Raw genomic sequence first — 25796 nt, 5'->3', positions numbered from 1 at the left:
TGACCTTTTCTCTTTATAGACGGACATGTTACTGATTTAGCTTAAAAATTCCAAAAAAATTTTCATCCATATTAAACGCACATACCAACTAGCACCAGAATCTATTGCAGCAAACACAAAAAAAGAACCGATATGATTAATCAGTCCTTTTGATTAAGGTATTTTCTTTACTAGAGCACCCTTCATATTGTTAGTTGAATAAGAAGTTAATCTTGTTTATATAATTTCACATTTTCTTTTGGTCCCCAACCTTCATTAGAAGAATTAAGTTTTTTAGCCCAAAACCAACCATTTAAATCTAAATCCTACCTACATTACCCCTTAAAGAACGTAACTAATGCCGAAAAAAGCATAACAATGGCACCACCAATTAACATATAGCCGCCGCCTCTATCCTGGCGTCCTTTAATGAGTTTGACTGCTGTTAGCATATATGAAAGAGATACAAGGGCTATAATAATATAAATAGGTATATTGAAGGCCAAAAAATAGTAAGACGCAACAAGCCCAACTACTACGACAGTAAGGGTACCATTCACTATTTTTAATATATTTATTTCTTCTCCCTCCTTAAAAGGCTCTTAAACTATCCTGGCTCGTTAATGAAAGATGCGCTTGTTCTTGTTTTACAATCGCACCCTTTTTAGTTGAAGAGCAAATCCTTTACTTCATCTTTGTTGTATGTTCCGTTACCCTCAACCAATCCAGTTGCATATACCCCATCCTTCTCCTGAATTACACCAGAAGGATTCAAGACATAATAGTACCCGTCTGTTTCGTTTTGAGTAAGAAAGAGTAGATATTCCTCTCCTTCTTCCAAATAGTTTGTTGCTTGGTCTAATTTTATTTCTTTAGATGCAGTTCCAGAAATAATTTCAAGAACTTCCAACGTTGAAATTTGGGCATTCATACCATTACTTTTTTCTATTCCCTCTGTATCTTTCACTGATGCAAATGCAATAAGGTCAGCTTTTTCAGTTAGTTCTTCTAATGATAATAAGGCCCAATCAGTTTGTGCTTCTCCATTAGTTGAATTATATTGAGTATTTCCGTTTTGATTATTACAAGCTGTTATAGTAAAAGCCATCAGCAACAACCCTAAGAAAAACAATATTGGTTTCATAAAATCCCCTTTTTATTTTTATAGACGTAACTTTTATTTAGAACGTTTTCTAAATAAGCTAATTCAACTATCCTGCCCGTTAATGAAAGAAGAGACTGTTCTTGTTCAACAATCGCACCCTATTGCAGAAGGTCTTAATTTATTTTCTAATTTGTGTAACCAAAAAAGTTAATGTAACTCCTAAAATTAAGAACAGTACTGAACTAATGTTAGTAATTAATTTAAAAGCACTCATCGTAATTCTCAGGTTTTCCCCAATATATAAGGAAACATTTGGACCTAACATTGAGGTAATAAAATATTTAAACGCATATATAATTATCGATATAACAATTAGACTAATCCCAACCTTAGTTCTCCACAAACACCTACACCTCCCATTGAGATGCCACCCGTACTTCTCTAACTAACCTGCCCCTTTAACACAAAAGGAGCTGCCACATCCACAATTTCTTTTTTCACTATTGCACCCGTTAGTGAAGTATCAGGGTCCTTTTAATTAAATGTTTCATTGTAAATGTGTATCCATTTCTTTCGTTTCAAAAATAAGGTTGTAAGCAGAACGGCTTCACCTACAACTAATAAACCGCTACCTAAAACTAATCCTCCAAAGAATAAAAATTCATTTACACCCCAAGTGAAGAAAACCCATACTAAAATAGCAAATACACCTAATACCAAGTTAATGGTTCCTGCAATTAAGGTTGACGGTAAAAACAATCCCTTTTTTTTAATCATAGTCGAACCATATTTAAAACTTACAAAAGTCGCTACAATCATAAAAATAATATATATAATCATCGCGATATCTAATTTACTCATATATCCGACTCCTTTATATAGATTAGCTCTTATTAAAGAAAACTGCTCCGATAATAATAGAAGCGACTGTGCTTATTCACAATCGCATTAGTGAAGCAACGACTGCTATTAATTTTTTGTTCTTTCGAGTTTAATTACTTTTAATATATTTTCGTAAGTATATGGCTGATATTGCTGACAATGGAAAATTAACAAGAAATAATGCCCAACTCATAAAAATTATAGCGCCTGCACTCATGAAAGGGAGTGCATATATGAGCCAGTTAAAGACCTTAAAGTAAAATAAAAAAAATAAAACGAAGATAAATACACTGATGACTTGTTCTGCTGAGGGTAAAAATCTTTCTTTCATAGATATGACCTCCCTGCAATAGGATGTTTACTTATTGAAGTAACCTGCGCGTTAATGAAAGAAGCGCCTGTTCTTTTTCAAAAAATCGCACCCGTTTGTTGAATAAAAATTCAATTGTTAACTTGCATTAAACTCGTCCATAGAAAATCCTCTCCAAATTTTTCATTTGGTTGGCTTACCTTTTTCATCGTCCTAAAATCTTTAATCGTGAAATCATTTTCAAAAACTTCTTTAAATCGCTTTTCCGTGTAACCTAGACCTCTGTTTAAGCTTTTTTGTCTATATACTTCCCAGTCGGGGGTATCTATTGCTCCATCTGTGTTAAAACAAACTATCGCAAAATGACCATCTTTATCTAGAGCTTTTTTTAGCATTTCGATGTAGGTTAAACGCCTATGGGGTGCTAAATGATGAAATAAGCCGCAGTCATATACAAAATCATAAGAATGAGATTTAATTTCAAAATCAAATAAAGATGTGCAATGAAAATTAACATTTATTCCTTCTTCATTTGCCCTTTCTTTTGCCCAGCTGATGGCATTCTCAGAGATATCCAAAGCATCTACTTCGCATCCGTTTTTAGCCATAAAAATAGCATTTCTTCCAGGTCCACAACCTAATTCCAATACCTTCTTCGGTTTAAGACCTTTATCAAAATACTCCATTAAGTTTTCATCAGGTCCAGTTACTTTAAAAAAAGGAATGTCTTTCGTTTTGTCTTCGTAAAAGCCTTCCCAAAATTCCTTTGGCTCTCTTAGATAATCATCCAACATTTCTAACAAATCATCATAACTTAATATCGTTTTCTCCAACAATAATCCCCCCTTAAATCGTTGCTTGGTTATTCAACAATCCTGCCACGTTAGTTTCAGTACATCCCTTCACAAACTCACCGTTTATTTTACCACAAAATTCCATATACCTCTATTGAAACCATACTTTTGAACCCTTAAATAAGAAACGCACAGATAACTCTACCTGTGCGTTTTCGTCTGTGATTTTAGTGATGATTTCCCTGCTATTTAGGATGCAAAGAACGACTATGAATTTGCTCTCTGATCAAAAACCCGATCCGTTACTAATTAATTTACTTTTTTACATACCTCAATCCGCTCCGTTAAATTAATTTTGATAACGCAACGTTCTCCTTCATAATAAAATGCTTTACCTTACAAATTACTTCCACCTCCTAGTTTATGACCAAAAAATGTTATAAAATCCATATATAACTCTCATACATTCTAAAAGACAGAATAAAAAATACGATTACATTCAATAGGACAAACAACAATCATATAACTTTCAGGGAGGAAATACCGATGCGCTTAAAGAGGATATTAATAGCAGGGTTCATTTTGCTCGCAGTTCTTCTAGTGGGCCCCATTGGAATCATTGATAAATATGAGTTTTATCCTAATGGCTACGATTTTGAATACAAATCCTTTAATAGAAATATAGAAATTCAAGAATTGGATGTGTTTTCTAATCCACACAAAACGTATACAGGGACTTATGATGAATTAATTACCCAACTCGGAGGAGACAAAGATGGTCCCGGGAAGTTCATACGATTAAAAATAGACATCTACCACATCCAAGAATGGTATAGCGATTTTGCTAAAGTATTACTAGTCTTCCTAGCTCTTTTAGTCCTTTCTACGGTTCCACCGCGGCATATCAATTCGTTTTTAAGAAGCGAATGGATGAAAAGAGAGCTTAAAGAGGACTTTCCTACGTTTTACAAGTGGGTGATTAAACCTGGGTACAAGCGTTGGTATAGTATAGTTTTATTAGGGATTTCCATTTACTTTTTAGCATCAACTTGGATGAGCTATCCTCAGTCGGATTTGGAAGAACTTGAACAATTTTTAAATGTTCTACAACCACTCCAAGACTGATATAGGACAGATTAATAGAATGAACAAATAGCCAGAGGATACCTGATCCATCTCATTACATATTTTTACCAAATAATTGGATTTTAATGTTACCATGATTTTATGGATTACGTTAAAGCGTAGTTAGTTGAATCGGCAGGATACCTTTTACGTTAATTAGTTTGGCTTAGATTTTTAAGGAGAGTGCAAAATGGAATTAAGCATCATGTTAGTATTCGGAGCAGGCATTTTATCGTTTATATCTCCCTGCGTGTTCCCCTTATATCCATCCTATTTATCTTTTATTACAGGTTTATCAGTAAAAGAAATTTCAAACAGGAAAGATCAATCGGTACAAATAAAAAACAAAGTTATGCTTCATACTTTAATGTTCGTTTTGGGATTATCGATTGTGTTTTTTATCTTAGGTTCAGCCTTCACTTTGATAGGAGATATTTTCTATCAGTATCAGGATTTAATCCGAATGCTTGGCGCTATATTTATCATTGCAATGGGCTTTTTCTTAACTGGAATATTCCAGCCTGTCTCCATGTTGAAGGAAAAAAGAGTCATCAAATTAGCGAAAAAACCTGGGGATACATAGGATCTTTATTTGTAGGGATTTTCTTTGCAGCAGGATGGACACCGTGTATAGGACCTATCCTAACTTCCGTATTATCCATGTCTGCAAGTAACCCAGATAAGGGGATTTTATATACTTTCTCCTATACGTTAGGCTTTGCAATCCCATTCTTAGTCATGTCATTTTTTATCGGAAGAGCAAACTGGTTAATGAAATACTCCGACAAGATCATGAAAATAAGTGGTTTTTTCATGATCATCGTCGGCATAGCATTATATTTTGATCAATTAGCTGTGCTAGGTCTTTGGCTAACGAACTTATTCGGTGGATTCAGAGGGTTTTAACACCTTAATATGGGCTTATGGAGAGGTACAAAAGTAAGTTTTCTTCTCCTAATGAATGTCTTTAGTAGAAGCTCATCAATATATAAAAGAAGCAGAGGGCCGTCAAAACCTCTGCTTCTTCTTGTGCGATTTGATCTAGGTAACGGTGCACTAGAGAATTACAACTCGTAATACGTCACAGAGAATTTTCACAAAAAGTTCTTACTGAAGCTGTAACGAGTTCGGTTTTGGAGTACAAACAATAAAATACCCCCCAAATAGAGGTCCTATTCGCATATGAATAATCGGACCTCAATTCGCAGGAGTCTGTTGGCTGACAGACTCTTGCGAATTCATGTGGTAAAACGCACGCGAATTCGTTAACGTATTTTGGCTTAGTCAGTGGATCAATATGGTTAAAAAACCAAACCCAACGAGCGACAAAACCTATATGCAGCGAGAAAAAAAGAACCGATTACTTAATCGGTTCTTTTAATTCAGGTATTTTCTTATTCTACTAAAGCACCCGTTACTCCAATATGCATTGATTTTAAAAATTTCTTAGTTTACTACTGGAGAAACGTCGACTGAATCAGTAGGAATTTTATGTATAGCATAAAAGAATCCGTTATCACCAAATACTTTTAGTTTTCTTTCAGTTCCATCCCCTAAAAGCTTCATTTCCTTAATAGAAGAATCGAAAGTCCTACCAATTAATACTGAGGCAGATAATCCTGTTTTCGTTTTGACCTCAAAACCAGATGTAGAATAAGCTAAATCTCCTCCAGTCTCAAAAGCAGTATAAGGCTTGCTTCTTTTCCACCCATATCCTTTTTCACTCTTAATTATGTTTGCTACACCCAAACCACCCATATACTCGTAAAACACAAATGTTTCGTCTTCAAATTCTTCAATTGATAAGATAGAATCACGGTCTGCCTCTTCTTGTTTTAGCCCCGATTCAATGGCTGCATCTTTTGAAGATTGCCAGTCTGAAGCTGAGTCTTGGTTACATCCGACAATAAATAAAAGTACGCAAAAACTGAAGATTAAATAAAGATATTTACCCAAACGCATACACTCCTTTTTCTTCATCTCATCTATCCTGCCCGTTAACGAAAGAAGCGACCGCTCTTGTTCGGCAATCGCACCCTCTAGTTTAAGTGTAATCCTTCACAATGGTTTGTGCTTCAGATTATTTTTACTATGTATAGACCTAGAAATAAGAAAAGTTATCCCTGCAAAAACTGTGTAAAATATGAAGTCATCAAAAGATATGTTCATACCATATTGTCCTGACTCATAAAAATACCCCCAAAACCATACATCAAACACTATTAAGTTCAGAACAGTAATCACTACACCTACTAACACCTTTTTTAAAAATAAAGATGCTAGAATACCTATAACAATAGCAAAAGGAATTACTAATAAATCCAATGCAAGTGGATGGAATAAGGTAGACCAACTTATCATTACAGCACCTCACTCATTTGTAGTTATATAAATTGCTCTTCAATTATCCAGCTTCTTTAAACACAATAGCAACTGCCGCATCAACAACTCCTTGTTCCACTCTTGCACCCTTTAACTTAAGAGAGGTATCAACATTTATATTCCATCTTTAGAAACTCAAATGTGCTACCATTTGTATCTTGTGAAAATATCTCTACATCTTTAAATCCAATTCTTTTGTATAATTTTATAGCTCTTTGATTAAAAGTTGCTACTGATAATGTGACCTTTTCAGGTTTATATTCTGTTTGAATAAAGTTAATACCTGCCCTTAAAAATTCTAATCCATTACCTTTTCCAGTTAAATCTGGTCTCATTCCCAAACCAATATCAAAAGTTCCATCAGCAACCTCACTAAAACTAAAAAAAGCAACTAATTCATTTTCTTTGGTTACAGCAAATGTTGAATTTCCTCGTTCTTCTGGATTTAAAAATTCGTCTAAATCCTCTTTATCAGCTTCCATATCATAAAAAGAATATTCACCATCATAGTGCCAATTAAATGCAATATCTTCTGCTTGTTCTTGTGTCAAAATACTAAAATTATAAGCCATACAACTCCCCCCTCTAATAATAAATCTTTCTTATTCCACATTACTGCCCCGTTAGTTTAAGTACATCCCTTAACATAATCTGCAATTATTTTAACATTAAATCCCAAAACCCTCCATTGTAATCATGTTAATGAATTCTCAATAAAAACACACAGATAACCAATATCTGTGTGTTTTCGAGTGTGAATTTAGTTGTGATTGTTCTGCTATTTAGGGTGTGAAAACATCTGTGAATTCGCTTTTTGTACTCTAAAACCGAACCCGTTACTGAAGCTGTTGCTTTTTTATATGCTTCAATCCCTCTCGTTTGCTTAAGTTAGATAACTCATCATTTTCCTCAATAAAACGCTGCACCCACTCAGCATCTGTTTTGGAATACTCTCTTAAAATCCATCCAATCGCTTTATTGATAAAGAACTCTTTGGACCCCAAATTTTCTTTTATGATTTCCTCCAGTAATGGAAGGTCGGTCTTTTCTTTGTATTTCAGTTGGAATAAGATCATCACCCTACGCAGCCAAATATTATCTGATGCTCTCCACTCTTTCCCTACCGTCTCTAATAGATGTGGATGGTTGGCAAACAAACGAAATGCATGGTTACTGGCAATGTGGTCAACGGTGTCCCACCAGGATTTATTTACAGTCATGTACTCGATTAACTGAGCGTCAATCTCTCTTATTCCATACTTCTTTATATAACGATCCATGAGTCTCAGCGCTATCATCTGATATTCCCGCTCTTCTTTTGACCATAGCGTCTTCACAACATCATGGATCTCATCTGGTGAAGGGATGCCTTCCTGTTTGACATGCTCCTTCACAATTCCTTTCAATGGCTCAGCCTGGATGCCATAAAAGGCAAATTGATTCCGCATATACTTGGCCATCTTTTCGGCTTTCTCTTCGTTCCGACTGGCTTCCATCTGTGCTTGTAATGGTTCAATTGAATACATTCCATCCGCTCCTTTTGACTGTTTATGTATACTCTATGTAAGACTTCATTTTCTTATGGAGTGGAACGGAGTTGGTTCATCACATCCAGATCGCTCATTTCACACCACATTTCAGATATAATCCCACCTTCGAAATAAATAATCATAAGCCCCGTTTCCTTTACTCGCTGATTACTCGAAGGAATGGAATCCCATCCCCCTTTGTATGTCATATGACCTGTATAGCGAACTGCAAACTTATGACCATCCTCTACGTAATCATGAATGGTCCACACATCATTATGAAATACTTCCCGAAACCAATTCATGAAATCATGAATAAACTCCTCATGACCATTAAAATCATGCCCAGGCACATGGCTGATGAAATCCTTCTTAGTTATTTCTTTCAACGTTTCTACATTACCTTGTGTAAAAACTTCCCCAAACCACCTTTTCACGATTGCCTTCTTTTCCACCGAATTCTCCTCTCTTTAAGTATCCCTTAATTTCTGCCTACTCAACAAACATCTCTCTCAAAATCGCCGTCTGTTCCGACTGGACCACACCATACTTCCGCCCCTCCTCTTCACTCATCAGCACTGCGAATCCTGGCCCATCGGTAAACCAAATGTCGTATTCCACTAAATGTTCTTGACTATCCTCTCCTTGTTGGTAGTAAAACACCGCCCTCGCTTCTGGTTCCCTCAACATATCAACAGACTTATCCTCCCAATCCACCTCTTTCATCACATCTCGGATCGATTGGATTGATTCTTTATCTGTTATCCTCTCAGCCTCCGCGGGGCTCCCATCTGACATGACCTGTTGAACATCGACTCTCGTAAGCTCTCCTAGATTTCCAGAACAAGCTGTTGTTACGAACGATACGAAAAAAAGGAGCAGTATCCCCTTTTTCATGTTCCACGCACCTCCAATGCGGGAGCACTAAAGCCAGCCTCCCGTGCTTCTCATGTATTCACATATTTTTTCTCTTATTATTTCAATTTCTCCAAATATATCCAAATACCTCTAACAATTAAGAAGTTACTTAATAGAAGACGGTAAAAGCAGTGCATTTACCAAAACAAAGGATGCGTTATTAAATAAACGCATCCTTTACCTGAAGCAAAAAGCAGAGAATCTCTTTATAGACTCCCTGCCTTTATTTTTAACGCGGACCCAGTGAAAGCTATGAGCTAATCATTCTCGCATATAGGGTAAGGATAGAAGACCAGAAGGCTTGATAGTAAGGATGAATCATCCGACTCCTTATTCCCATCAACCTTCCCCCTTGTCCCCCCTTGTAGTTCTCCAATCTTCATACTTGTTCATATAACGATTCACTTCTTCTAACTTTTCCATATATTCATCGAAACTCATATTCTCAAATTCCTCTAGTTTTACTTGGGCAGTCAAATCAGAATGTTTTTTATAATAGCCTTTTAGTTCTTTCAACGTTTGATCTGATAACTCATGATCTTGTAGCTCATCTAAGGCTTTATAAACAGGATCGGATTCCCTAAAATAAAAATCAAAAAAGCCAATAGGAATATCAACATGCTTTCCGATATATCTAACATTTCCCATTGCACTGGATAGATCATCTATCTCATCTTCAATATTTACCAAGCTTTTCTTGAACTTTTCCCTTTCTTCCACATTATCTAAAGCCCACTCTAAACGCTTTGTTATATCAATTTGCTTATCCAAAATATATATGACACCATCTTTTTTCATCGTTTCTACCTTTTGGGTCTCCGAATACCAAAAGTAACCCATCACAATACATATGATGAGTAGGACGAAAAAGCCGGTCTTCCATATGTTTCTCCTCATACTACCCCTCTTTCTAATCAATATCTCTCAGAAGATTATTTCAAAAATATGTTAGAGAAACAACCATTCTATTATGCTGTTAAAAATAGACCGATTCCGGAATACGTTTGTTTAATGAAGAAGCGCGTGGACGGTTTAAGTGATATTACCCTTCCAACCGCCCCATCTTCATCGCTACAATCCCCGTCAAAATAAAAATAAGAAACACCCCTAGGACAACCCCACTCCAATCCATCCAATTCCAGAACGGATCCAAATAAACCGGCCCAATTCCCCCACCAATATAATAGGAAATTAAATAAAGCCCAGAGGCACTGGCCTTACTATACGTCGCTCTCCCACTCACCCATGAACTAGCCGTGGAGTGGGCGAAGAAGAACCCAAAGCAATTACACAACAGGCCGAGGATAATCGTCCACACTGAGGGGATAAGTGTGATTAGAAAACCCGTCATCATAATACCAATCCCGATCTTAATGCAGCCGGACTGGGAGTATTTTTTGGACGCGGGACCTGAAAGCTGGGAGCTGATCGTGCCCGCAATATACGTTAAGAAAAGAATGCCTACAAGACTTGATGGCAGGGAGAATGGAGCATCGGTCAGTCTGTATGTGATGTAATTAAAGTGCCCCACAAATACGAGAAAGTGTAAGCCTCCTATGAAATAGGCATAGCGCAATTCTTTATTTTGTAAGTGGCCTTTGTAATCAAGCATCGCCTGTTTCCACCTGAACGTCTTTGGCTCAAAGTTCTGAGAGGGACGTAATAAGAAGATAAAGAGAACAAAGCAGACCACACTAATGACACTCATCGTCATAAATGCAAAATGCCACCCCTGAAAATCTGTCAGCACCCCGCTTAAAACACGACCGAACATCCCGCCGATTGTATTCCCACCAATAAACACCCCAACTGCGAGCGGTAGCGCATGCTGAGAGTACTCTTCTCCTATGTAAGCAAGGGCTAAAGAAGGCAACCCAGCCAGAAACACTCCCTGCAGAACGCGCATCGTCAGGAAGAAACTGAACGTAGTTGAGAAGGAGGCAAGAATCGTCGCAAGCGCCCCGAGACCCATTGCCACAATCATAACCCCTCTTCGACCAAGACTATCAGAAGCCGGTCCGTAAAAAATTAACGATACTCCGATCGCTAGAATAACAAGCGACAAAGACATACTCGCGGTCAGAGGAGAGACCCCGAACTCATCTGACAAAACCGGTAAGATCGGCTGCGTGAAATAAACGTTCGCAAAGACGAACAAAGACCCGATACTTAAAGCAAGTGTATTGCGCCAGAATTCTTTCGTACTGGCTTCAATCATCCAATCCCTCCTCTCTCACCAAAACAGCTATGGCTACTGATTCCTATGAGTAAAGGTTCCCGAATCCGCATCACTTATAACCAACAAGGCAAATAGGCCACACGCTTCCCCTTATAAAAGAAAGGAAGTATTCCTATCTGACTTTTCATTATTAAAATGGATTCAAAAGGTCAGAGAGACGCTCTATCTGTACCCTTTCTCCCTTACAAAACAAGAAAAAGGTAAGAGATACAGAGGATCTCTTACCTTTCTTTCTAGTAAACGAACCAAAAGGTCATTGAATGAAGCGATCTGTGACCTTTTGAAGAAGTAGATTTTAAAAAAAGTCACAGAGGATCATTTTAAAGTACTAGATGCTTGCTCAATCTAGCACTATAACCACTTCCATCGTTCATTAGTGACTAGAAGTCAACTTTATTCTAATAAAATCAGATAAAAAATTTGAGATAGGGGGGCTATAAATAAGTGAGTTTTTTATGATGGAGATAAAGGTGGTAGAGCGAAGGGGAGATGCCTAAATAACAGAAGACCAAAAATAGATTCTATTTTCACAATCTATTCCTTCAATCTAAATACGTCTTTACCAATTCTAAACATGACTGCACTACGCTATTTGGAGCTTCATCTACTAAAGATATTTTCCTGGCTTTCCAGTCAAGACTTTTAATTTGATCTGTTAAGATAACACCCGATATTTTCCGATTTACAGGTAAAGAGACCTCAAAAGGATAACCTTTCTGTTGATTGGTAATGGGACAACAAAGGGCGAAGCCTGTCTTATTATTAAAAGGTTGAGGAGATAAAACAATACCAGGCCTTCTTCCCCTTTGTTCATGACCAGCTTGGGGATCAAATGTTAAATAAACTAAATCTCCTCTTTTCGGAGCATTCACTATAGTTTTTCGTTCCCTTCAGAGCCAACATCAATCTCGTCATGACGATTTTCTGGCGTGATCTCAGACAGCAATTCATTTAAATCAAGCTTTCTATTTACAGGCTGTAAAGTAACGATGCCTCCCTCGATTTTGATTTCCACCTCACTTCCTTGTTGTACTTGGAGCTGCTCAGCAACATGGGGTGGTATTCTTATTGCTAACCCATCCCCCAATTTTTGAATTTTAGTTGACATAACAAGTACCTCCTTGCTCATCATTTTAACACCCCTCTTAATGTTTACACAAAACTTATACTCTCTGTTCAGTTTAGTTCGTGAACCAGGGGAATATACATAATAGTTAAGCTACACGGGAAGTATACGTTTCTATTTAAATAATCCTGCCTCGAAATAATTTTTACCTATTCAACATACTTTCTACCTCCTCTTCATATTTTTCAAGCTGTGTACTATTGTCAGTAGCATTATATTTCTTTTCTAATTTAGGTTTCAGTTTCAACCACATCGCATTCTTCACATAAATATCTCTGTCGAACGTGTGGTTTAATTCTTCTATTGAAAGACCTAAAGCATTCGCAAAGGCTCGGTGCTCTGGCAACTCGCTGGTGTCTGGTCCTTCCTCAATAAAATGATTAACCTCTTCTTCCGATACAGTAATACTGTATCGTTTTTTCGCAATGTCCTTCCACACCTTATCTTTTTCCATCGCCTGTTTAGACTTTTCGATTACTTGTTTGTCCGTTAAATCCGTTTCGAAATACAACTTTTCCTGAGCCAATGTTCTAATGATCCATTTCTTTAACTGCTCATCATCTTCTTCTAATCGGTTTGCTTCAGATACTGCTTTATCAAAAACCTTCTTGTAATCATCGTAAGTATAGGTATCCAACCTCTTCATTTGTTCTTCTTTGCTCTTCATTTTTATCTCTACTTGCTTATTGGCTGTTGATTGACATCCAGTCACTAATATAAGAGTCGTTGTAAACAAAATAAGTAGCCTACTGATTTTGAGCACGTTTATCCCCCTTACTAGTTGCTTACTTACATTTTAACAGAAAATGACAAAAAACCTAAAGGAGGGCCAAACTACCGGTTAATAAAAAAAGCGATCGCTCTTGTTCAGCAATCGCCCCCGTCACTTAAGGATCTACTTATTGTAATTTCGATTTGAATACATAACTCACTTTGCTATAATCCATTTTCTCTTCATAAAAACGGTGAGCATCCGTACGTTGTAATCCTGAAGACAAAGCAACACTTTCGTAATTATTGCTCTTTGCCCACTCATGAACATAGGTTAGGAGTTTTTCACCGTATCCTTTTGAGCGCTGTTTTGAATCCGTCACTAAATCACAAACCCAGACAAATCTACCGTAATATAGAGTTATCATTGGCTTAAAGCCCGTTAATGCAACTATTTCTCCCCCATTGATAAGAGCAAACAGTTTATACCGATCTTTATCCTTTGCATCTAAAACTAAATCAACATAAGTTTCCTCATCCAGGTGGCTCCGCAGTTGCTTCATCAAAGGAAAAGCTTCTAGTATCTCTTCTTGTGATCGTAGTTCTAGGATTGAAAAAGAATCATTCATATCACAACGCGCCTTTCTTACTAATTTAGTAAGTACCTATCGTCTCATCCAATTTCTGAATCCTGGAGTTAGAAATTAAAAATACATCGCCCAAAACATCCATTTTGTCACCCTTCACACGTATAGCGCAATCTTTATTCGACGCATATATATTGATTTCCTCGGATAGGTGTGAAAGTTCGCTTTGGACCATTTCCATATTATTTTCAAGATCAAAGTGAGATAGGACAGAGAAATGGTCAAGACCGATTCCGTTGTAAACAGAGCTTCCTTCCACTTTAAATCCAAATGTATTCGAGCACAGCCATTTCGCGGACATATTGATGGCACCAGCGCTTGCTCCCATTACAACAGCACTGCTATTTTTGATCGAATCCGTTAATTTATATTTCATCAAAAAATCATTTTGTTTAAGAACATCCCCGCCCAGCAAAAAAATGACCGAAGCATGTTGGATTTTCGCTTGGGCATCTTCCTTCGTTACACCGTGATTAATTAAATGGTATTCATCAAATAGAATGCCAGCCTGATCAAGCCAAGAACGCTCAGTAGCCCCATCATCTTCATACACAGAAGGATTTGAGCTAATCATAGCAATCGATTTACGATCAGTAATATCCTCTTGCAGCAACCTAACCAGAGTCTCCGGGAGAAAGTTGTTAAACCAACCTAAATAATAATGAGTTTTCATATGTACCTCCTTAAAAAAGTGTCTAAGCAATTATTACTGTGTACTAAATAACCATCTACGAGTAATTCTCTCCATTTACTTATTACCATTCATTTAAAGAACTTTATTCTAACCAATCTTTTTTTCATTTGAATAAAACGATGTTTGTTTACTACGCTCTTTAGTTAGGAACTTAAAATTCAAACTTCAACAAACATCTCTTTTGGTCAAAGAGACAATAGATTTTCACTGTGTTTTCCTTATTAACTACAGAAAAAAATAACCAGATTCTTAAGAGGTCTTGTCGAAGCTATATCTTATCTATCAACCAACCTCCATACTAGTTTTAGGAGGTGTAAACAGGATGACAGACTTTGACTTGCTCATGTTCACTAAACACCTGAAACAAATCTCCATCGAGTATATGTATTGCGATAATCCTTGTATAAAACAAAAAATAAAAGATGAAATTATTTTCTTTAGTAGAGTGTTATGCAACCTATGATTCACTTGAAAGTACGCTTATAACCATTACCAAAAACCACCATTGTTTGAGTATTTAAATTGCTGTAAGGTAAATGTTTGTGAAAAATTAAATGAATGAGGTGAGAATGTGGATTCAAAGTTCTCCATAGGTAATACCATCATAAAGAGATGCGCGAATTGCTTTCATGATAAACAAACGGTTCTAAAGGTAGACCCGAATGAGTTTACGGATAAAGTAGCCACCAGGTTATGGGTTCAGTGCTCGAATTGCGGCACAAATGATACTACACTCATGGTAGAGGAATAATCCTCCTCAATAAATAAGCTACATCATCAGTTACGCCAACCAAGTAAGCAACCTAGTGTTGCTTACTCTTTTTTTATGTCGTTCCTTGTCTCGACTAGTTCTTGTTCCAACTCCCTTTTGGTTTAGGTCTCACAGAAACAGCCTCATGTCCTTTAAATCCCTCACTCGTTCCATATTCAACTTCTTCTTTTTTCAAAAATACTTCTAACAAACGCTTCTTTAAAGTTTGTATACTCGCTGACACCAGTGGAAGAGTTCTTCAAATACTCCCTCTTTATGTCTAAATATTCTTTTCTTGCTGTTTCATTTGAATTAAGATAATCCCGAAAGAAGATCAGGTTGTTCCATAGTTCCTTTTGATATTCAACCAAGTGGATAAAATGTGTTTTTTCTTCATACGTATCATCCGTAAACTTGGCTAACACAATCTCTTCTGGCCTCTCCACTTTCAATCTTAAGAAACCCGCTTCGTTAAAATTTTTCAATAAAGGCTTATCAACCTGACCTAAATCATCCACACCTACCACTAAATCTATTATTGGTTTTGCAGCCATCCCCCTAATGGCTGTACTGCCAATATGTTGAATGCGATGTTCATCCATGTTTGTATACTCCACTAGTTCTTTTCTTACTCTATTAAATTCTTCCTGCCATCCAGGAGTATATTCCACTATTCTCACTTCATCCCTTTTAAGCCCTAATTTCAAGCTTATCCCCCCCTTAGTATCGTGCTTCAGCATACAGCGAATCTCTTACCTTTCTCCTTATTCTATGAACGAAAACGTCATTGAATAAAGCGATCTGTGACCTTTTGCAGATAGAAAGCTCCCAAAAAGTCACGTATGCTCATTTAAATAACAAATTCCCCATCCTTCATGAGCAGGTCTTCAGCTCCATCTTCTTTCCTACCCACTACCTTCATATCTTCAGTCCCAAAGGTCACATTGACTAACAGGAGCGAAGTATTCAGCCCCGCTGCCTTCAACTCTTCCTCAGATTTTCCAGCGCCATTTTGGATATTGGAGGGGGATGCATTTCCGATGCCGATATGACAGGACGTGTTTTCATCAAACAAAGTGTTGTATAGAAGAGTATCTGCCTGGGCAAGAGGAGATTGACTCGAGACCAAGGCAATTTCACCGAGATAATGAGAACCTTCGTCTGTTTCGATCAGTTGGTGTAACACTTCCTGCCCCTTAGCAGCATAATAGTCAGTAATCCGCCCCTCATTAAAAATAAGGTGAAAATCATCGATGACACTCCCTCCATAAATAAGAGGTTTAGTCCCTACCAATTTGCCATTCACGTTATCTTTATGAGGAGCTGTAAATATTTCTTCCGTAGGAATGTTCGGAAAGAAAGGTATGCCATTTGGATCTGTAACACCCCCACCGATATAAAGGTGATCGTTAGGAAGACCCACTACTAAATCCGTTCCACGGCTATTTGTAAAATGCAGGGCTTCGAATTGTTTCTCATTTAAGTATTCTTTTCGAGACTCGAAGGCTCTATGGTGACGCTCCCAATCTTTCACAGGGTCTTCCCCGTCTGCTCGTGACCCTTTTAAAATGAGTTGCCACAATGATTGTAAGGCTTCTTCCTCCCTTAGATCTGGAAAAACTTCCGTTGCCCATACAACGTTTGGAACAGCTATAAGACACCAGCGGACCTGATGGGATCTAATTTTCGCATGATGATCTTTTAATTTAGTCCGAGAAGCTTTATCGAAACGGTTGATCCTTTCTGTAGGTACCTCTTCAAAGATATCGACGTTTTCAGAAATAATATGGATGTAAGCAGCACCTGCATCCTCCCACTCCTTATAACGGGCAGCCTTCCAATCCGGAATATGATCGATCGCACGGTCGGCCGCGTGTATGTAAAATGCTTTAGTAGACTGTTCATCTGTCCAATCTATCCATACATTTGAAGCCCCAGCCTCATAAGCCGCCATTTGGATCAGACGTGCAAACGGAGCATGTTGAATATCGCTATGGATCACCACTAATTGATTCTCTTGCAGATTCACACCTGCACCTACAGCAAGTTCTGCATACTTCTTTAACTGTCCTTCACTTATATGCACATATATTCCTTTACTCATGTCATAACTCCCCATTTTGTAACGTTACACTGTAAAAACCTATATGTATCCGAATACTCATAATCCGCTTCCATCTTAACATAAAATGACAATACGCTGACGTGGGAAATTCATACCACAAAACCATTGCTATACACCTCACCGGCCCCCTATTCCGCTCATTCCATTGAAATGACACAGCGTAACTTCACTTGGATGAATATGGAATAAGTGCTACAATTAACGAAAACAAAAGGAGGGATCTTGTGGCAAAAACAGTCTCAGGGAAGCTATCCCTACTCATCTTAGCCGTATTTCTTATTCAACTCGTTTGGTTTATCAATATGATGTCTGTGAACGGGTTAGGCGCGATGGTTCAGTTTATCCAGGTCACTTCCATAACAGGGATACTCGGAATTATTTTTGGCGGAATTAGCTTAAAGAAGGAAAAAGATAACACATTCATCCCCATCGCAACGATCGGCTTCAGTCTATTATTTATAGGAATTATGTTGCTCTTCTTATTTGGATTTTCCTTTGGTGGGTAACGCTGATGTATATATTTAACCAGGAAGGATGAGGACCTATTCTAAAGAAAACTTTATGGATACTCGCTATCCCTCTCGTTTTGCTGTTAGCGAGTTGCAGTAGTGAGTCCGCGCAAAATGATCTTTTTCAAGGTGAAACGTTCTCCTCACAGCAAGAAGCGATCGATGATTTCGTTGCTAAAGAGAAACTGAAAGGCCACATCATCATGGCCCAAACCAACAAAGATGAGCAACTTCTAATAGCAGAATATAATCGAAATGAATATATCATTGGGGAATTACTTGAAGAAGAAGGGAAGTACAAAGCCATCACGATCTCTGGAGTAACCTCTTTAAGAGGGGGCATCGGGATGGGATGGGAATTTACGAGTACAGCTAAGAATGAATACTCCATCCAATTCCATAAAGAAGAAAACCTGGCAAGTTCTGTTCATGTACCAGAACGAACCTTTTATTTTAATGTAGGCAACGGACACACGCTCAAGACCTCCCCTACCGTTACCTCTGATGCGATTGTTTCTGCAAAAACGATCAAATAAATGAGAAAAGGGAAGTTATTTTTATCATTTCAGAAGTCCGCAATTTACAAGAGAAAAGAGGTGATCGTTTGTCTGAACATCGTCCGAAAGGCTTTTATAATGTGATCATTATTATAGCTTCTATTCTAACTGCTCTACTACTCCAATATTTCTTTTTTGGAATATCTATTACAAACCTGCTCAATTCCACCATGATGTTTATGATGGCCTATGGCATAATAGTAGAATTGCTCACCAATTCATCTAAGGAAAGATTACATCAAAACAAAGAGGACCTTGAAAGCGATGATGTATTCAATACTTGTTTTGAGGAAAGTGGGCTCAATGAAAAACAAAAATATTATACAGTTAAGATAAACCAATTACAAAAGGCATCGCTTTACCTGGGTTTACCAATTAGTATTGTATTTGCTTTTTTATTTTTAAGTTTCACAAAATATATTGATAACCTCTCGATAGCGTCTGTAATTATTTTACCAAGCCTTTTAATTATGTTTACGATTAGATTTTTCATAGAAAGATTTGTAAAAAAACGCGAAAAACTACTCCATTCTCACGAACCATAAAACGCTGAACCAGGCAAAATCCAGTATGGTTCAGCTCCACAGAAAAGATGCTATACGTAACAAAGCTATATTAAATAGTCACTGGCTACTTTCACATCAAACATCCCACTCTCTTTCAAAAACTCTAAAAGTAAGTGAAGATGGCCACTGCCATATAAGACGAAAATGCGTTCCTCCTCAGACTCAATCAAGCTTACTAAGTTTTTATAAATTAATAGGTTGCGGTAATACCAATACTTCGCTGTCCATGTTGCCCCAACGGGATCCCCATCTTTTTCTACTAGAGCCAGCTTCATATAAAATTCCTGTCCTCTAGATACATTCTCGGACTCATTAAGCCAAAGCAAATAATCTTTCAATGTATGGTTATGTAGATATGTATTGGATTCAGCCATTATGCGTTCTCCAAGTCGCATCACTTCTTTAAACATAACGGAATTCTTTCCATCATCACTATTAGGAATGTCTCTTTGTTCCTCGTTCCAATCGACTGCGTATACGTGGTTGAGATGACACTCACCCGCTAAACGGAAACCGATTTGATCAATCTCATTAACTGTTAGCGGATAATTTCCATTGAGATAAGAAGCATATTGCGCATTCAATTCTTCCTCGTTTTCTTGAATCACCTCTAGAGCTACTTTCGTAGGTTCGAATTGCTTTAGACAGTGAATGATTTCTCTCATTTCGTTTTGCCTTTCTTGTGATAAAACATCCACTTTGTTGGTATTAAACAGATTTCCATTTGCTTGATCAGAGAAATGGTCCGTTCCAACTAACAGGATCGTTGGCTTCATATGAATACCTTCCCTTCTACATTCTTTTTCACATTCAACCTCTATTAACAAAATATTACGACTTATCATTTTATGGTTGAGCCGTCCCTGTTAATGCTGTCCTTCTCAAACTCCAACCTACCCCCCTTCAAGTAGCTCCATATAATAAAGTTCTTCTCCCTCGTACTCCACTAATAAAATACCTTCTTCGTTTTTAGCAGCCGAATAAACCTTCGTCCCTTTTGGTAACTTGGTTGCACTGAGATCACTAAACCGCCGAATACTTTTTGTCTGATTTTTAACCTCGGCTACATAGTGGTCTTTAGAAAATGGAACGTTCTGCTTATCATCTTCGAACCACTCTAAACTTGTCACATTGCTAAAGATTCTCCCGTTATACTTCAGAATGTCCGCATCTTTGTCCTGTTTCAACACATCTCTTGCCGTTACTCTGCCGCCATCAGCTACACCACAGCTTGCAAGTAAAAATAATGTCAAAGTTGCAAACAACACTGCTTTTACCGGTTTATTTATAATAACTTCCTCCCGTTTTTCCATTGCTATTTCTTCTAGTAAATACTCCATTAATAGAAGAGGCGTTTATTCATGTTTAACGATCGCATCCTTTTTGTAGTTCCTTCTTGTCTTTTTTGAAAAAGCCAATAACCACAATTATAAAACCTAATACTAAAATGAATACCTCATATCCGCGACTTCTAAATTCGTGGGGGATATAGTTCCCTGCAAGCATGATTGCAATACCTAATAACATCCATTTCACAGAACGCAATGCAATTCCTCTCTTCTTGTTCAACTATTTTTTACTATGTGACAGGTCTAACCTTCCTATTTGATGCCTATGTATTAGCGATCAACATTTTAATCTATATCAAACTAATCTTCCCCCTTTCTCTCAACAAACCTAGGTTCATAATTCGATAGAACCTCAACCATTTCATCCCCCGTCATAAATAAATGATGTTCAAGAGTGGGATATAATTCTTTATTTGCTACAGGGTTATGATTAAACTCTTTAATAAAATCCGAATGCTCCACCTTATATAAGCAAATGGTGTCTTTATTAATGGTTTGATTTTCATCCTGTTCAAAGCTCCTGGATAAAGAACCTAGTTCGGTATGATACATAAATCCCCATACGTAGTATTCTAAAGGACAAATATTATCTGGATCATCATATAGGATGTCTAAGGCGTTTCCATGAAGGTCCTTTATCGTGATCTTAAAATAATCATTGTGGCGCAACACCTCTTCGATCGTATAATCGAATCCCCGTTCTCCTTTTAGAACAGTTGTGGGTTGCCAAGGGATTAACTTCTCACCACTTTCGTCATTATTGTTATTTGTCATTGGTTCTCCTCCTTCTAAGGCATAAAATTCAAAAGAAGCTTTAGTAGGTTCCCTAAAATTTTGAGAGGTATTAAGACTAATTGTCCTAAAAGGTCAGGAATAGCTGAAGCGATCTTAAAAACTTTCTTACGCAAACTTTCATCTGGATACGATCCCATCATGATCCCTCTTTCCTAATGTGAATAAAGCGAATACCCTCGAGTTCACCGTTTAAGCTAAAAAATTAACAGTAAAATAGATAGAATCAATAGAATAAGCGCAAGAAAGAAGCGAACAAACACATTCCTTATTTCCTGTTCTCCTTGAGCCTTCTTCATATCTCTCCTAAAATCGAACCAACTCAAAATAGTGAAAACCGAAATTATGATCACAAACAGAAGTTGTTGAAACAAAATATAGGCCCCTTTCCTCCTCATTCAGCCGTAAGTCCAACAATAGACTCGTTATGTATTAAGTATGGAATGATTGCCTTCAATCCTCATTCTAACATGATTCATTATTCTTACCTGTTCTTCAGTTAGGTGATCCTTATCCCAGTACATGTGCATTAAACTGTATTCAAATATCTCTTTTAGTTTCATAAATAGCGGAAGTTTTTCTACCATTTCTGGAGAGAGTGAATGTTCCTCTTCGTATCCTTCGATCATGGCTCCCGTAATACGATTTCCATATTCAATTATGTTCCCCCCACCTATAAACGAATACTCAAGCGCACTGTAAAGGGGGACTGCCAAATCAAAAATATAAAAATGCTTCTCACAATCTTGAAAATCAACCATCGTCAAATTCAGGTCTTCATCAACGAGTATATTCTCTAACCATATATCACCGTGTATTAACCCATAATTCGAAGGGTCTCTAGGGATTTTCTTGATCGAGGATCGTACCTCATCCGCTATATCTCTAATAATAGATTCCTCTACAGGGATATATTTTAAAAAGGCATATTCCTCGTTTTCATGCCAATCCTTGATCGATCGGATTTGATGGACTTCTTCATATTTTTTTGACAATCGATGCATTTTCCCAATTTGCCGCCCTACCTCTTTTAAAACATCTGTATTCCAGTTTTCCTTTGGTAAGTGAGCCCCAGGTGCAGATTTATAAAGAACCGTAAAGATTTCACGACCTTCAAGAATCACCTTTTCTACCGCTCTACCATTAATAGAAGGTATTGCTTGAGACACACCCAACCCTTCGTTAAATAAGAAGTTTGTATAGTGAACCTCTTCTAATTGTTCATCATAACTTTTATAATTTGTAATCCTTGCAAAGTACTCCTCTTCTGCACTCGTGCATCGAAACATCTCATCTGTTACTGCCTCAACTTTATTTATTTCCACTGGATAGAGCCCGCTAAGTACTTCGTGTATCTTATTTAGCAAAATGATTCTTCCCTTCTACAATCGCAAAAAACAAGAACTTCCCTTCTTACTTTATTGCGACTGGTAGTTTACCTACTTTTTCTATTATTTTCTGAACCCTTAAACAAAGACCTAATCCCTTTGCCGGCCATTGGTTCATCTGAATATCTCGGTATCACGTGAAAATGGGCATGGAAAATATGCTGCCCGCCAACTTCCCCGCAGTTCCAGCCCAGGTTATAGCCTTGTGGTCCATAGTTTTCATCTAAGTATTCTTTAACATCTTGAAGCAGGCTGTAAGTTGCACTCCACTCCTCATATGTTAAATCAAATGCCGTTTCCCTGTGTTCTCTAGGGACAATTAACCCTGCACCTTCAAGCTGTTTCCCCTTTATTTGAGCTTGTGCTAACTGTAAAAACATACAATACTCATTATCCATCACTATGTTTTGGGTTGGTTCCAAACTCGGAATACAAAACAAACAATCCTCCATAATCAATCCCCTTCACCTTGTTTAATATTTCATGTCAGCTTCCTTATGTATCTTTAATGTAACTACTCGATTCGCCGATCCTGGTAAGTAAATTAAGAAGACCCTGCTCTTGTGCACCATTCGCCCCCGTTATTTAAAAACACCGTCTATAAAAAAGCCAATGATCACAAAAATAAGACCAAATACTAAAACAACGAACTCCCAACCATCAGTTCTAAAAGCAGCAACTTGTGATATATATATGGCGACAAGTATGAACGTTATACCTAATAACATTAACTTAATAGAACGCAATATTCCCCTTCCTTTCTTATTAAACAACCGGTCCAATTTATGAAAGAAGCAACTACTTGTTTCATAATTACATCCGTTTGGTTAGTAACTTCTCCCTATTCCTTCCCACACGAATAACACCGTTTATCCCTGTCGTGATCTCCGTACATACGTAATTCCTTTTTGCTCTCACAAACTGTACAAAAATCATAGTCAATCTGTGGTAGAATTCCATTCTCAGCTGAGGGCACCCATTGTTCCTCATACAATGTTTTATTCATCCCATAATCGATAAAAACAAGTTTCCCTTCACTGTTTAAACCATAATTGCTGCTGTCTTTTAGATCAAAACTATCGAATTCCTGGTCTAAAAGAGTCAGAACTTCTTGGTATCGATTTGGGATCCGTTCTTCTTCTCTACTCCGATCAATTTCAAACGTTTGGTTACCCTTCATTTCTAATGGCTCATAATATTTCTGAATAGAGATACACTCATCTACATAATACGTCTGAGCAAATAGGTGGTGCAGCCCTTTATCCATCATCGCATTAAAAATCTCTAACTCGTTTTTAGACTGACTATTACCAATAGGATGCAAGTTTATTTTGACTACATAACCAGATACTTTATATACTTTTCGCGTAGAACCGATCCCTATAAAATTCTCTTCTGTACAATAGCTATTCCAATTATTAATGATTTCTTCAATCATCCTATCCCCCTCCCTCTGCAAAACGCGTATTGAACAAAAGTACTCAGTATCTTAAGAAGAAGAAACGAAATACCAATTCTCCTCCATTTTCACTACTTCTTTGAAGTCTCCCCCAAATAAATGTGCGTGTGGCTTTTTATCGTTTGGTGAAAAGACAAAACCAGAAAAGTTATCTAACACTCCTCGGAAAGTAAAGAATAAAATCGAGTAATCTTCCCCATCTTTTTCAACTATTATGTCTCCTCCGCCCTTCGATAGATCAGTATAGTCGTCTGGTAAATGTATGAGGGAGTTATTGTGGGAAACGTTTGGTTTATAAGTTCCATCCTGAATTTTCGAAATTACTTCGTTTCTTTCCGATTTGTTAAGTTTGAAATCTACGTTTAATGCGACTTGATTGAACGGAATAAAAAGGAGTAAAACGATAGTAATTGCCTGTATAAAAAGTGGCTTCCATTCCTTCTTCTTAAATAGCCGAATGATTGACAGGATAAAAACAACTAAAAAGAATATGTACAAGAATAACCATACAAAAGGCATAACAAAGACTGTAAACATCTCAACAAGCTTCCATTGGAAAAATTTCAGAGTTATGAAGAAGAGACTGCTTATAATGGATAACCATAAAAAGATTTTTGAATGAACTTTTGATTGTGCCATTTAATCCTCCTTTCTGTTTCGGTAATAAAAGAAACAATTGCCCTTGTTCACCAATTGCCCCTATATTTTAAAATCAGCCCATTCATTTCACATTTACTATTTCTTGAGAAAGTAACTCTAAATGATCTTCAATATTTATCAGTAAGTTCAATATTTCATTTGATGAATAATTCTCAGACATATCTTTCGGGTATTTTATGATATTAATTAAAGTTAAATCTTCGGTCGAAACAACAGCATCCTTACCATCTACATACTCTTTTATAAGAACATCCAATGAGCTGAGAAATTGCTTGTTATGGAATAGGACAGATGTATCTCCGTTCTCCAAATGTTGTGCTAAAGCAGATGAAGTATCTTCTGCTTTTTTAAGAACCTCAATAATTCTATTTATCTCTTTTTCCTCATAATATTGGTCCATTATATTTTGGATTGAATTCTTATCGTCTCGTTGGCTTATATTATAAAAATCCCTTTGATTAGCACCCACACCTTTTAAATAACTTCTATCCACATCTTCTGAAGACAATTCTTTTATAATTATTTGATAGAAATTTCGCTCATGTAACATTTTATTTCCCCAATTGGTCTTCACAGAAAATTCTAGTTGTTCTTGGTTTTCATCATTGGTACAACCAACTAATGAAGACATAATAATAAGAAACCCAATACTTATCAAAAATCTCTGCATATGATCTCCCCCCTCCAAAAACTTGATTATAGTAACTCCTATTTCCTTATGAGAAATCCTCTCCTTTTTACGTAGTAATTTACCATAGTAAAGGATATCTATACCGTCATTCTCCCCTTTCATTCAAATTCAGGTTTAGTCCCGTACTCCATATAATTGTCTCTTACTTCAAAGTCCAAATAAGCTTTAAACCTGGTTCGAATTGCTGGCGCTGAAATAAAATCTAGTACATTCTCTCTTTTTACCCATCGAACCTCTGATGTTTCCTCCAATAAACTTCATTTAGTACAACTGTCCTGTTTGCATAAAACTTAAAACTTCCCAACTCATTTTAACATTAAATCCCATTTATTTGATTGAAAATTCAGTAATTAAATTGAACAGTTCATTCTGTAATTAGGGCTCTGTTAAAGCTGAATGTTAAAGATTATAAAAAAACAGAACCTCCAATATTATGGACGTTCTGTTTGGTATATTGGCTTATTGCATTAACGCACCTTATAAGAACAAATTTCTATTAGCAGGACCT

The 25796-nt window shown here is 37.0% G+C and carries 33 protein-coding genes; 6 read left to right on the top strand and 27 right to left on the bottom strand.

What is annotated here, in order from left to right; all coding sequences use genetic code 11:
• Positions 1-314: 314 nt before the first annotated feature.
• The 4 genes from QNI29_RS06530 to QNI29_RS06515 form a co-directional block, all read right to left on the bottom strand.
• A complete protein-coding gene (locus QNI29_RS06530; RefSeq protein WP_231418074.1) occupies positions 315-539 on the bottom strand; it encodes a hypothetical protein in 225 nt (74 codons plus the stop codon).
• Positions 540-643: 104 nt separating this feature from the next.
• On the bottom strand, positions 644-1123 hold the full coding sequence (locus QNI29_RS06525; RefSeq protein ID WP_231418075.1) for a hypothetical protein: 480 nt from the start codon (positions 1121-1123) through the stop codon (positions 644-646).
• A 495-nt stretch (positions 1124-1618) separates the two neighbouring features.
• A complete protein-coding gene (locus tag QNI29_RS06520; protein ID WP_231418076.1) occupies positions 1619-1945 on the bottom strand; it encodes a hypothetical protein in 327 nt (108 codons plus the stop codon).
• Between the two features lie 462 nt (positions 1946-2407).
• Positions 2408-3109 carry a class I SAM-dependent methyltransferase gene (locus QNI29_RS06515; protein WP_231418077.1) on the bottom strand — a complete coding sequence of 234 codons (702 nt, stop codon included), beginning with the start codon at positions 3107-3109 and terminating at the stop codon, positions 2408-2410.
• Between the two features lie 507 nt (positions 3110-3616).
• Here QNI29_RS06515 and QNI29_RS06510 point away from each other — a divergent pair.
• The 3 genes from QNI29_RS06510 (at position 3617) to QNI29_RS21165 (ending at position 5101) form a co-directional block, all read left to right on the top strand.
• Complete coding sequence (locus QNI29_RS06510) at positions 3617-4195, top strand: hypothetical protein (protein WP_231418078.1); 579 nt, start codon at positions 3617-3619, stop codon at positions 4193-4195.
• Positions 4196-4385: 190 nt separating this feature from the next.
• Positions 4386-4778: a cytochrome c biogenesis CcdA family protein gene (locus tag QNI29_RS21170; RefSeq protein ID WP_284526921.1), complete on the top strand. Its 393-nt coding sequence runs from the start codon at positions 4386-4388 to the stop codon at positions 4776-4778.
• Positions 4673-5101 (top strand): urease accessory protein UreH domain-containing protein, encoded by a 429-nt coding sequence (locus QNI29_RS21165; protein ID WP_284526992.1) that lies wholly within the window; start codon positions 4673-4675, stop codon positions 5099-5101. Before QNI29_RS21170 ends, QNI29_RS21165 begins: the two co-directional genes overlap by 106 nt.
• Before the next feature lie 540 nt (positions 5102-5641).
• Here QNI29_RS21165 and QNI29_RS06495 read toward each other — a convergent pair.
• The 14 genes from QNI29_RS06495 to QNI29_RS06430 form a co-directional block, all read right to left on the bottom strand.
• Positions 5642-6175 carry a hypothetical protein gene (locus QNI29_RS06495; protein ID WP_284526914.1) on the bottom strand — a complete coding sequence of 178 codons (534 nt, stop codon included), beginning with the start codon at positions 6173-6175 and terminating at the stop codon, positions 5642-5644.
• 509 nt (positions 6176-6684) lie between these two features.
• Positions 6685-7149 (bottom strand): GNAT family N-acetyltransferase, encoded by a 465-nt coding sequence (locus QNI29_RS06490; RefSeq protein WP_231418080.1) that lies wholly within the window; start codon positions 7147-7149, stop codon positions 6685-6687.
• Positions 7150-7413: 264 nt separating this feature from the next.
• Positions 7414-8103: a DNA alkylation repair protein gene (locus QNI29_RS06485; protein ID WP_231418081.1), complete on the bottom strand. Its 690-nt coding sequence runs from the start codon at positions 8101-8103 to the stop codon at positions 7414-7416.
• 53 nt (positions 8104-8156) lie between these two features.
• The gene (locus QNI29_RS06480; protein ID WP_231418082.1) at positions 8157-8561 is read right to left on the bottom strand and encodes an ester cyclase; all 405 of its coding nucleotides are present in this window, start codon (positions 8559-8561) and stop codon (positions 8157-8159) included.
• 37 nt (positions 8562-8598) lie between these two features.
• Positions 8599-9003: a hypothetical protein gene (locus QNI29_RS06475; protein WP_231418083.1), complete on the bottom strand. Its 405-nt coding sequence runs from the start codon at positions 9001-9003 to the stop codon at positions 8599-8601.
• A gap of 360 nt (positions 9004-9363) precedes the next feature.
• Entirely contained in the window at positions 9364-9822 is a 459-nt protein-coding gene (locus tag QNI29_RS06470) for a hypothetical protein (RefSeq protein ID WP_231418084.1), read from the bottom strand.
• Between the two features lie 244 nt (positions 9823-10066).
• Positions 10067-11242 (bottom strand): MFS transporter, encoded by a 1176-nt coding sequence (locus tag QNI29_RS06465; RefSeq protein WP_231418085.1) that lies wholly within the window; start codon positions 11240-11242, stop codon positions 10067-10069.
• A gap of 563 nt (positions 11243-11805) precedes the next feature.
• A complete protein-coding gene (locus QNI29_RS06460; RefSeq protein WP_231418086.1) occupies positions 11806-12135 on the bottom strand; it encodes a type II toxin-antitoxin system PemK/MazF family toxin in 330 nt (109 codons plus the stop codon).
• On the bottom strand, positions 12135-12371 hold the full coding sequence (locus tag QNI29_RS06455) for an AbrB/MazE/SpoVT family DNA-binding domain-containing protein (protein WP_231418087.1): 237 nt from the start codon (positions 12369-12371) through the stop codon (positions 12135-12137). Before QNI29_RS06455 ends, QNI29_RS06460 begins: the two co-directional genes overlap by 1 nt.
• 163 nt (positions 12372-12534) lie before the next feature.
• On the bottom strand, positions 12535-13152 hold the full coding sequence (locus QNI29_RS06450) for a hypothetical protein (RefSeq protein ID WP_231418088.1): 618 nt from the start codon (positions 13150-13152) through the stop codon (positions 12535-12537).
• A gap of 136 nt (positions 13153-13288) precedes the next feature.
• Positions 13289-13729, bottom strand: a complete 441-nt coding sequence (locus QNI29_RS06445) for a GNAT family N-acetyltransferase (RefSeq protein WP_231418089.1) — start codon at positions 13727-13729, stop codon at positions 13289-13291.
• A gap of 25 nt (positions 13730-13754) precedes the next feature.
• The gene (locus QNI29_RS06440) at positions 13755-14420 is read right to left on the bottom strand and encodes a Type 1 glutamine amidotransferase-like domain-containing protein (RefSeq protein ID WP_231418090.1); all 666 of its coding nucleotides are present in this window, start codon (positions 14418-14420) and stop codon (positions 13755-13757) included.
• A 948-nt stretch (positions 14421-15368) separates the two neighbouring features.
• Complete coding sequence (locus QNI29_RS06435) at positions 15369-15899, bottom strand: GrpB family protein (protein WP_231418091.1); 531 nt, start codon at positions 15897-15899, stop codon at positions 15369-15371.
• Positions 15900-16042: 143 nt separating this feature from the next.
• On the bottom strand, positions 16043-17296 hold the full coding sequence (locus QNI29_RS06430; protein ID WP_231418092.1) for an aminopeptidase: 1254 nt from the start codon (positions 17294-17296) through the stop codon (positions 16043-16045).
• 245 nt (positions 17297-17541) lie between these two features.
• Between QNI29_RS06430 and QNI29_RS06425 the strand changes: the two genes are divergently transcribed.
• From QNI29_RS06425 to QNI29_RS06415, 3 genes are all read left to right on the top strand, one after another.
• The gene (locus QNI29_RS06425; protein WP_231418093.1) at positions 17542-17823 is read left to right on the top strand and encodes a hypothetical protein; all 282 of its coding nucleotides are present in this window, start codon (positions 17542-17544) and stop codon (positions 17821-17823) included.
• Positions 17824-17903: 80 nt separating this feature from the next.
• Complete coding sequence (locus QNI29_RS06420; RefSeq protein ID WP_231418094.1) at positions 17904-18362, top strand: hypothetical protein; 459 nt, start codon at positions 17904-17906, stop codon at positions 18360-18362.
• A 68-nt stretch (positions 18363-18430) separates the two neighbouring features.
• Positions 18431-18928: a hypothetical protein gene (locus QNI29_RS06415; RefSeq protein WP_231418095.1), complete on the top strand. Its 498-nt coding sequence runs from the start codon at positions 18431-18433 to the stop codon at positions 18926-18928.
• A gap of 65 nt (positions 18929-18993) precedes the next feature.
• On the opposite strand, the gene QNI29_RS06410 is transcribed toward QNI29_RS06415, so the two are convergent.
• The 9 genes from QNI29_RS06410 to QNI29_RS06370 form a co-directional block, all read right to left on the bottom strand.
• Entirely contained in the window at positions 18994-19725 is a 732-nt protein-coding gene (locus QNI29_RS06410; protein ID WP_231418096.1) for a DUF5694 domain-containing protein, read from the bottom strand.
• Between the two features lie 117 nt (positions 19726-19842).
• Entirely contained in the window at positions 19843-20289 is a 447-nt protein-coding gene (locus tag QNI29_RS06405) for a hypothetical protein (protein WP_231418097.1), read from the bottom strand.
• A gap of 25 nt (positions 20290-20314) precedes the next feature.
• Positions 20315-20518 carry a hypothetical protein gene (locus tag QNI29_RS06400; protein WP_231418098.1) on the bottom strand — a complete coding sequence of 68 codons (204 nt, stop codon included), beginning with the start codon at positions 20516-20518 and terminating at the stop codon, positions 20315-20317.
• Positions 20519-20598: 80 nt separating this feature from the next.
• A complete protein-coding gene (locus QNI29_RS06395; RefSeq protein ID WP_231418099.1) occupies positions 20599-21072 on the bottom strand; it encodes a hypothetical protein in 474 nt (157 codons plus the stop codon).
• 443 nt (positions 21073-21515) lie between these two features.
• On the bottom strand, positions 21516-22463 hold the full coding sequence (locus QNI29_RS06390; RefSeq protein WP_284526991.1) for a phosphotransferase enzyme family protein: 948 nt from the start codon (positions 22461-22463) through the stop codon (positions 21516-21518).
• A gap of 62 nt (positions 22464-22525) precedes the next feature.
• Complete coding sequence (locus tag QNI29_RS06385) at positions 22526-22930, bottom strand: HIT family protein (protein ID WP_231418100.1); 405 nt, start codon at positions 22928-22930, stop codon at positions 22526-22528.
• Between the two features lie 389 nt (positions 22931-23319).
• Positions 23320-23916, bottom strand: coding sequence for a protein kinase (locus tag QNI29_RS06380; protein ID WP_231418101.1), 597 nt, complete (start codon positions 23914-23916; stop codon positions 23320-23322).
• 51 nt (positions 23917-23967) lie between these two features.
• Positions 23968-24576: a hypothetical protein gene (locus QNI29_RS06375; protein WP_231418102.1), complete on the bottom strand. Its 609-nt coding sequence runs from the start codon at positions 24574-24576 to the stop codon at positions 23968-23970.
• Between the two features lie 82 nt (positions 24577-24658).
• A complete protein-coding gene (locus QNI29_RS06370; RefSeq protein WP_231418103.1) occupies positions 24659-25267 on the bottom strand; it encodes a hypothetical protein in 609 nt (202 codons plus the stop codon).
• Positions 25268-25796: the final 529 nt, after the last annotated feature.

Source organism: Pontibacillus chungwhensis (assembly GCF_030166655.1).
Taxonomy (GTDB): domain Bacteria; phylum Bacillota; class Bacilli; order Bacillales; family BH030062; genus Pontibacillus.
Note: the sequence above shows the minus strand (reverse complement) of the source record. Positions and strands in the feature narration are given on the sequence as shown.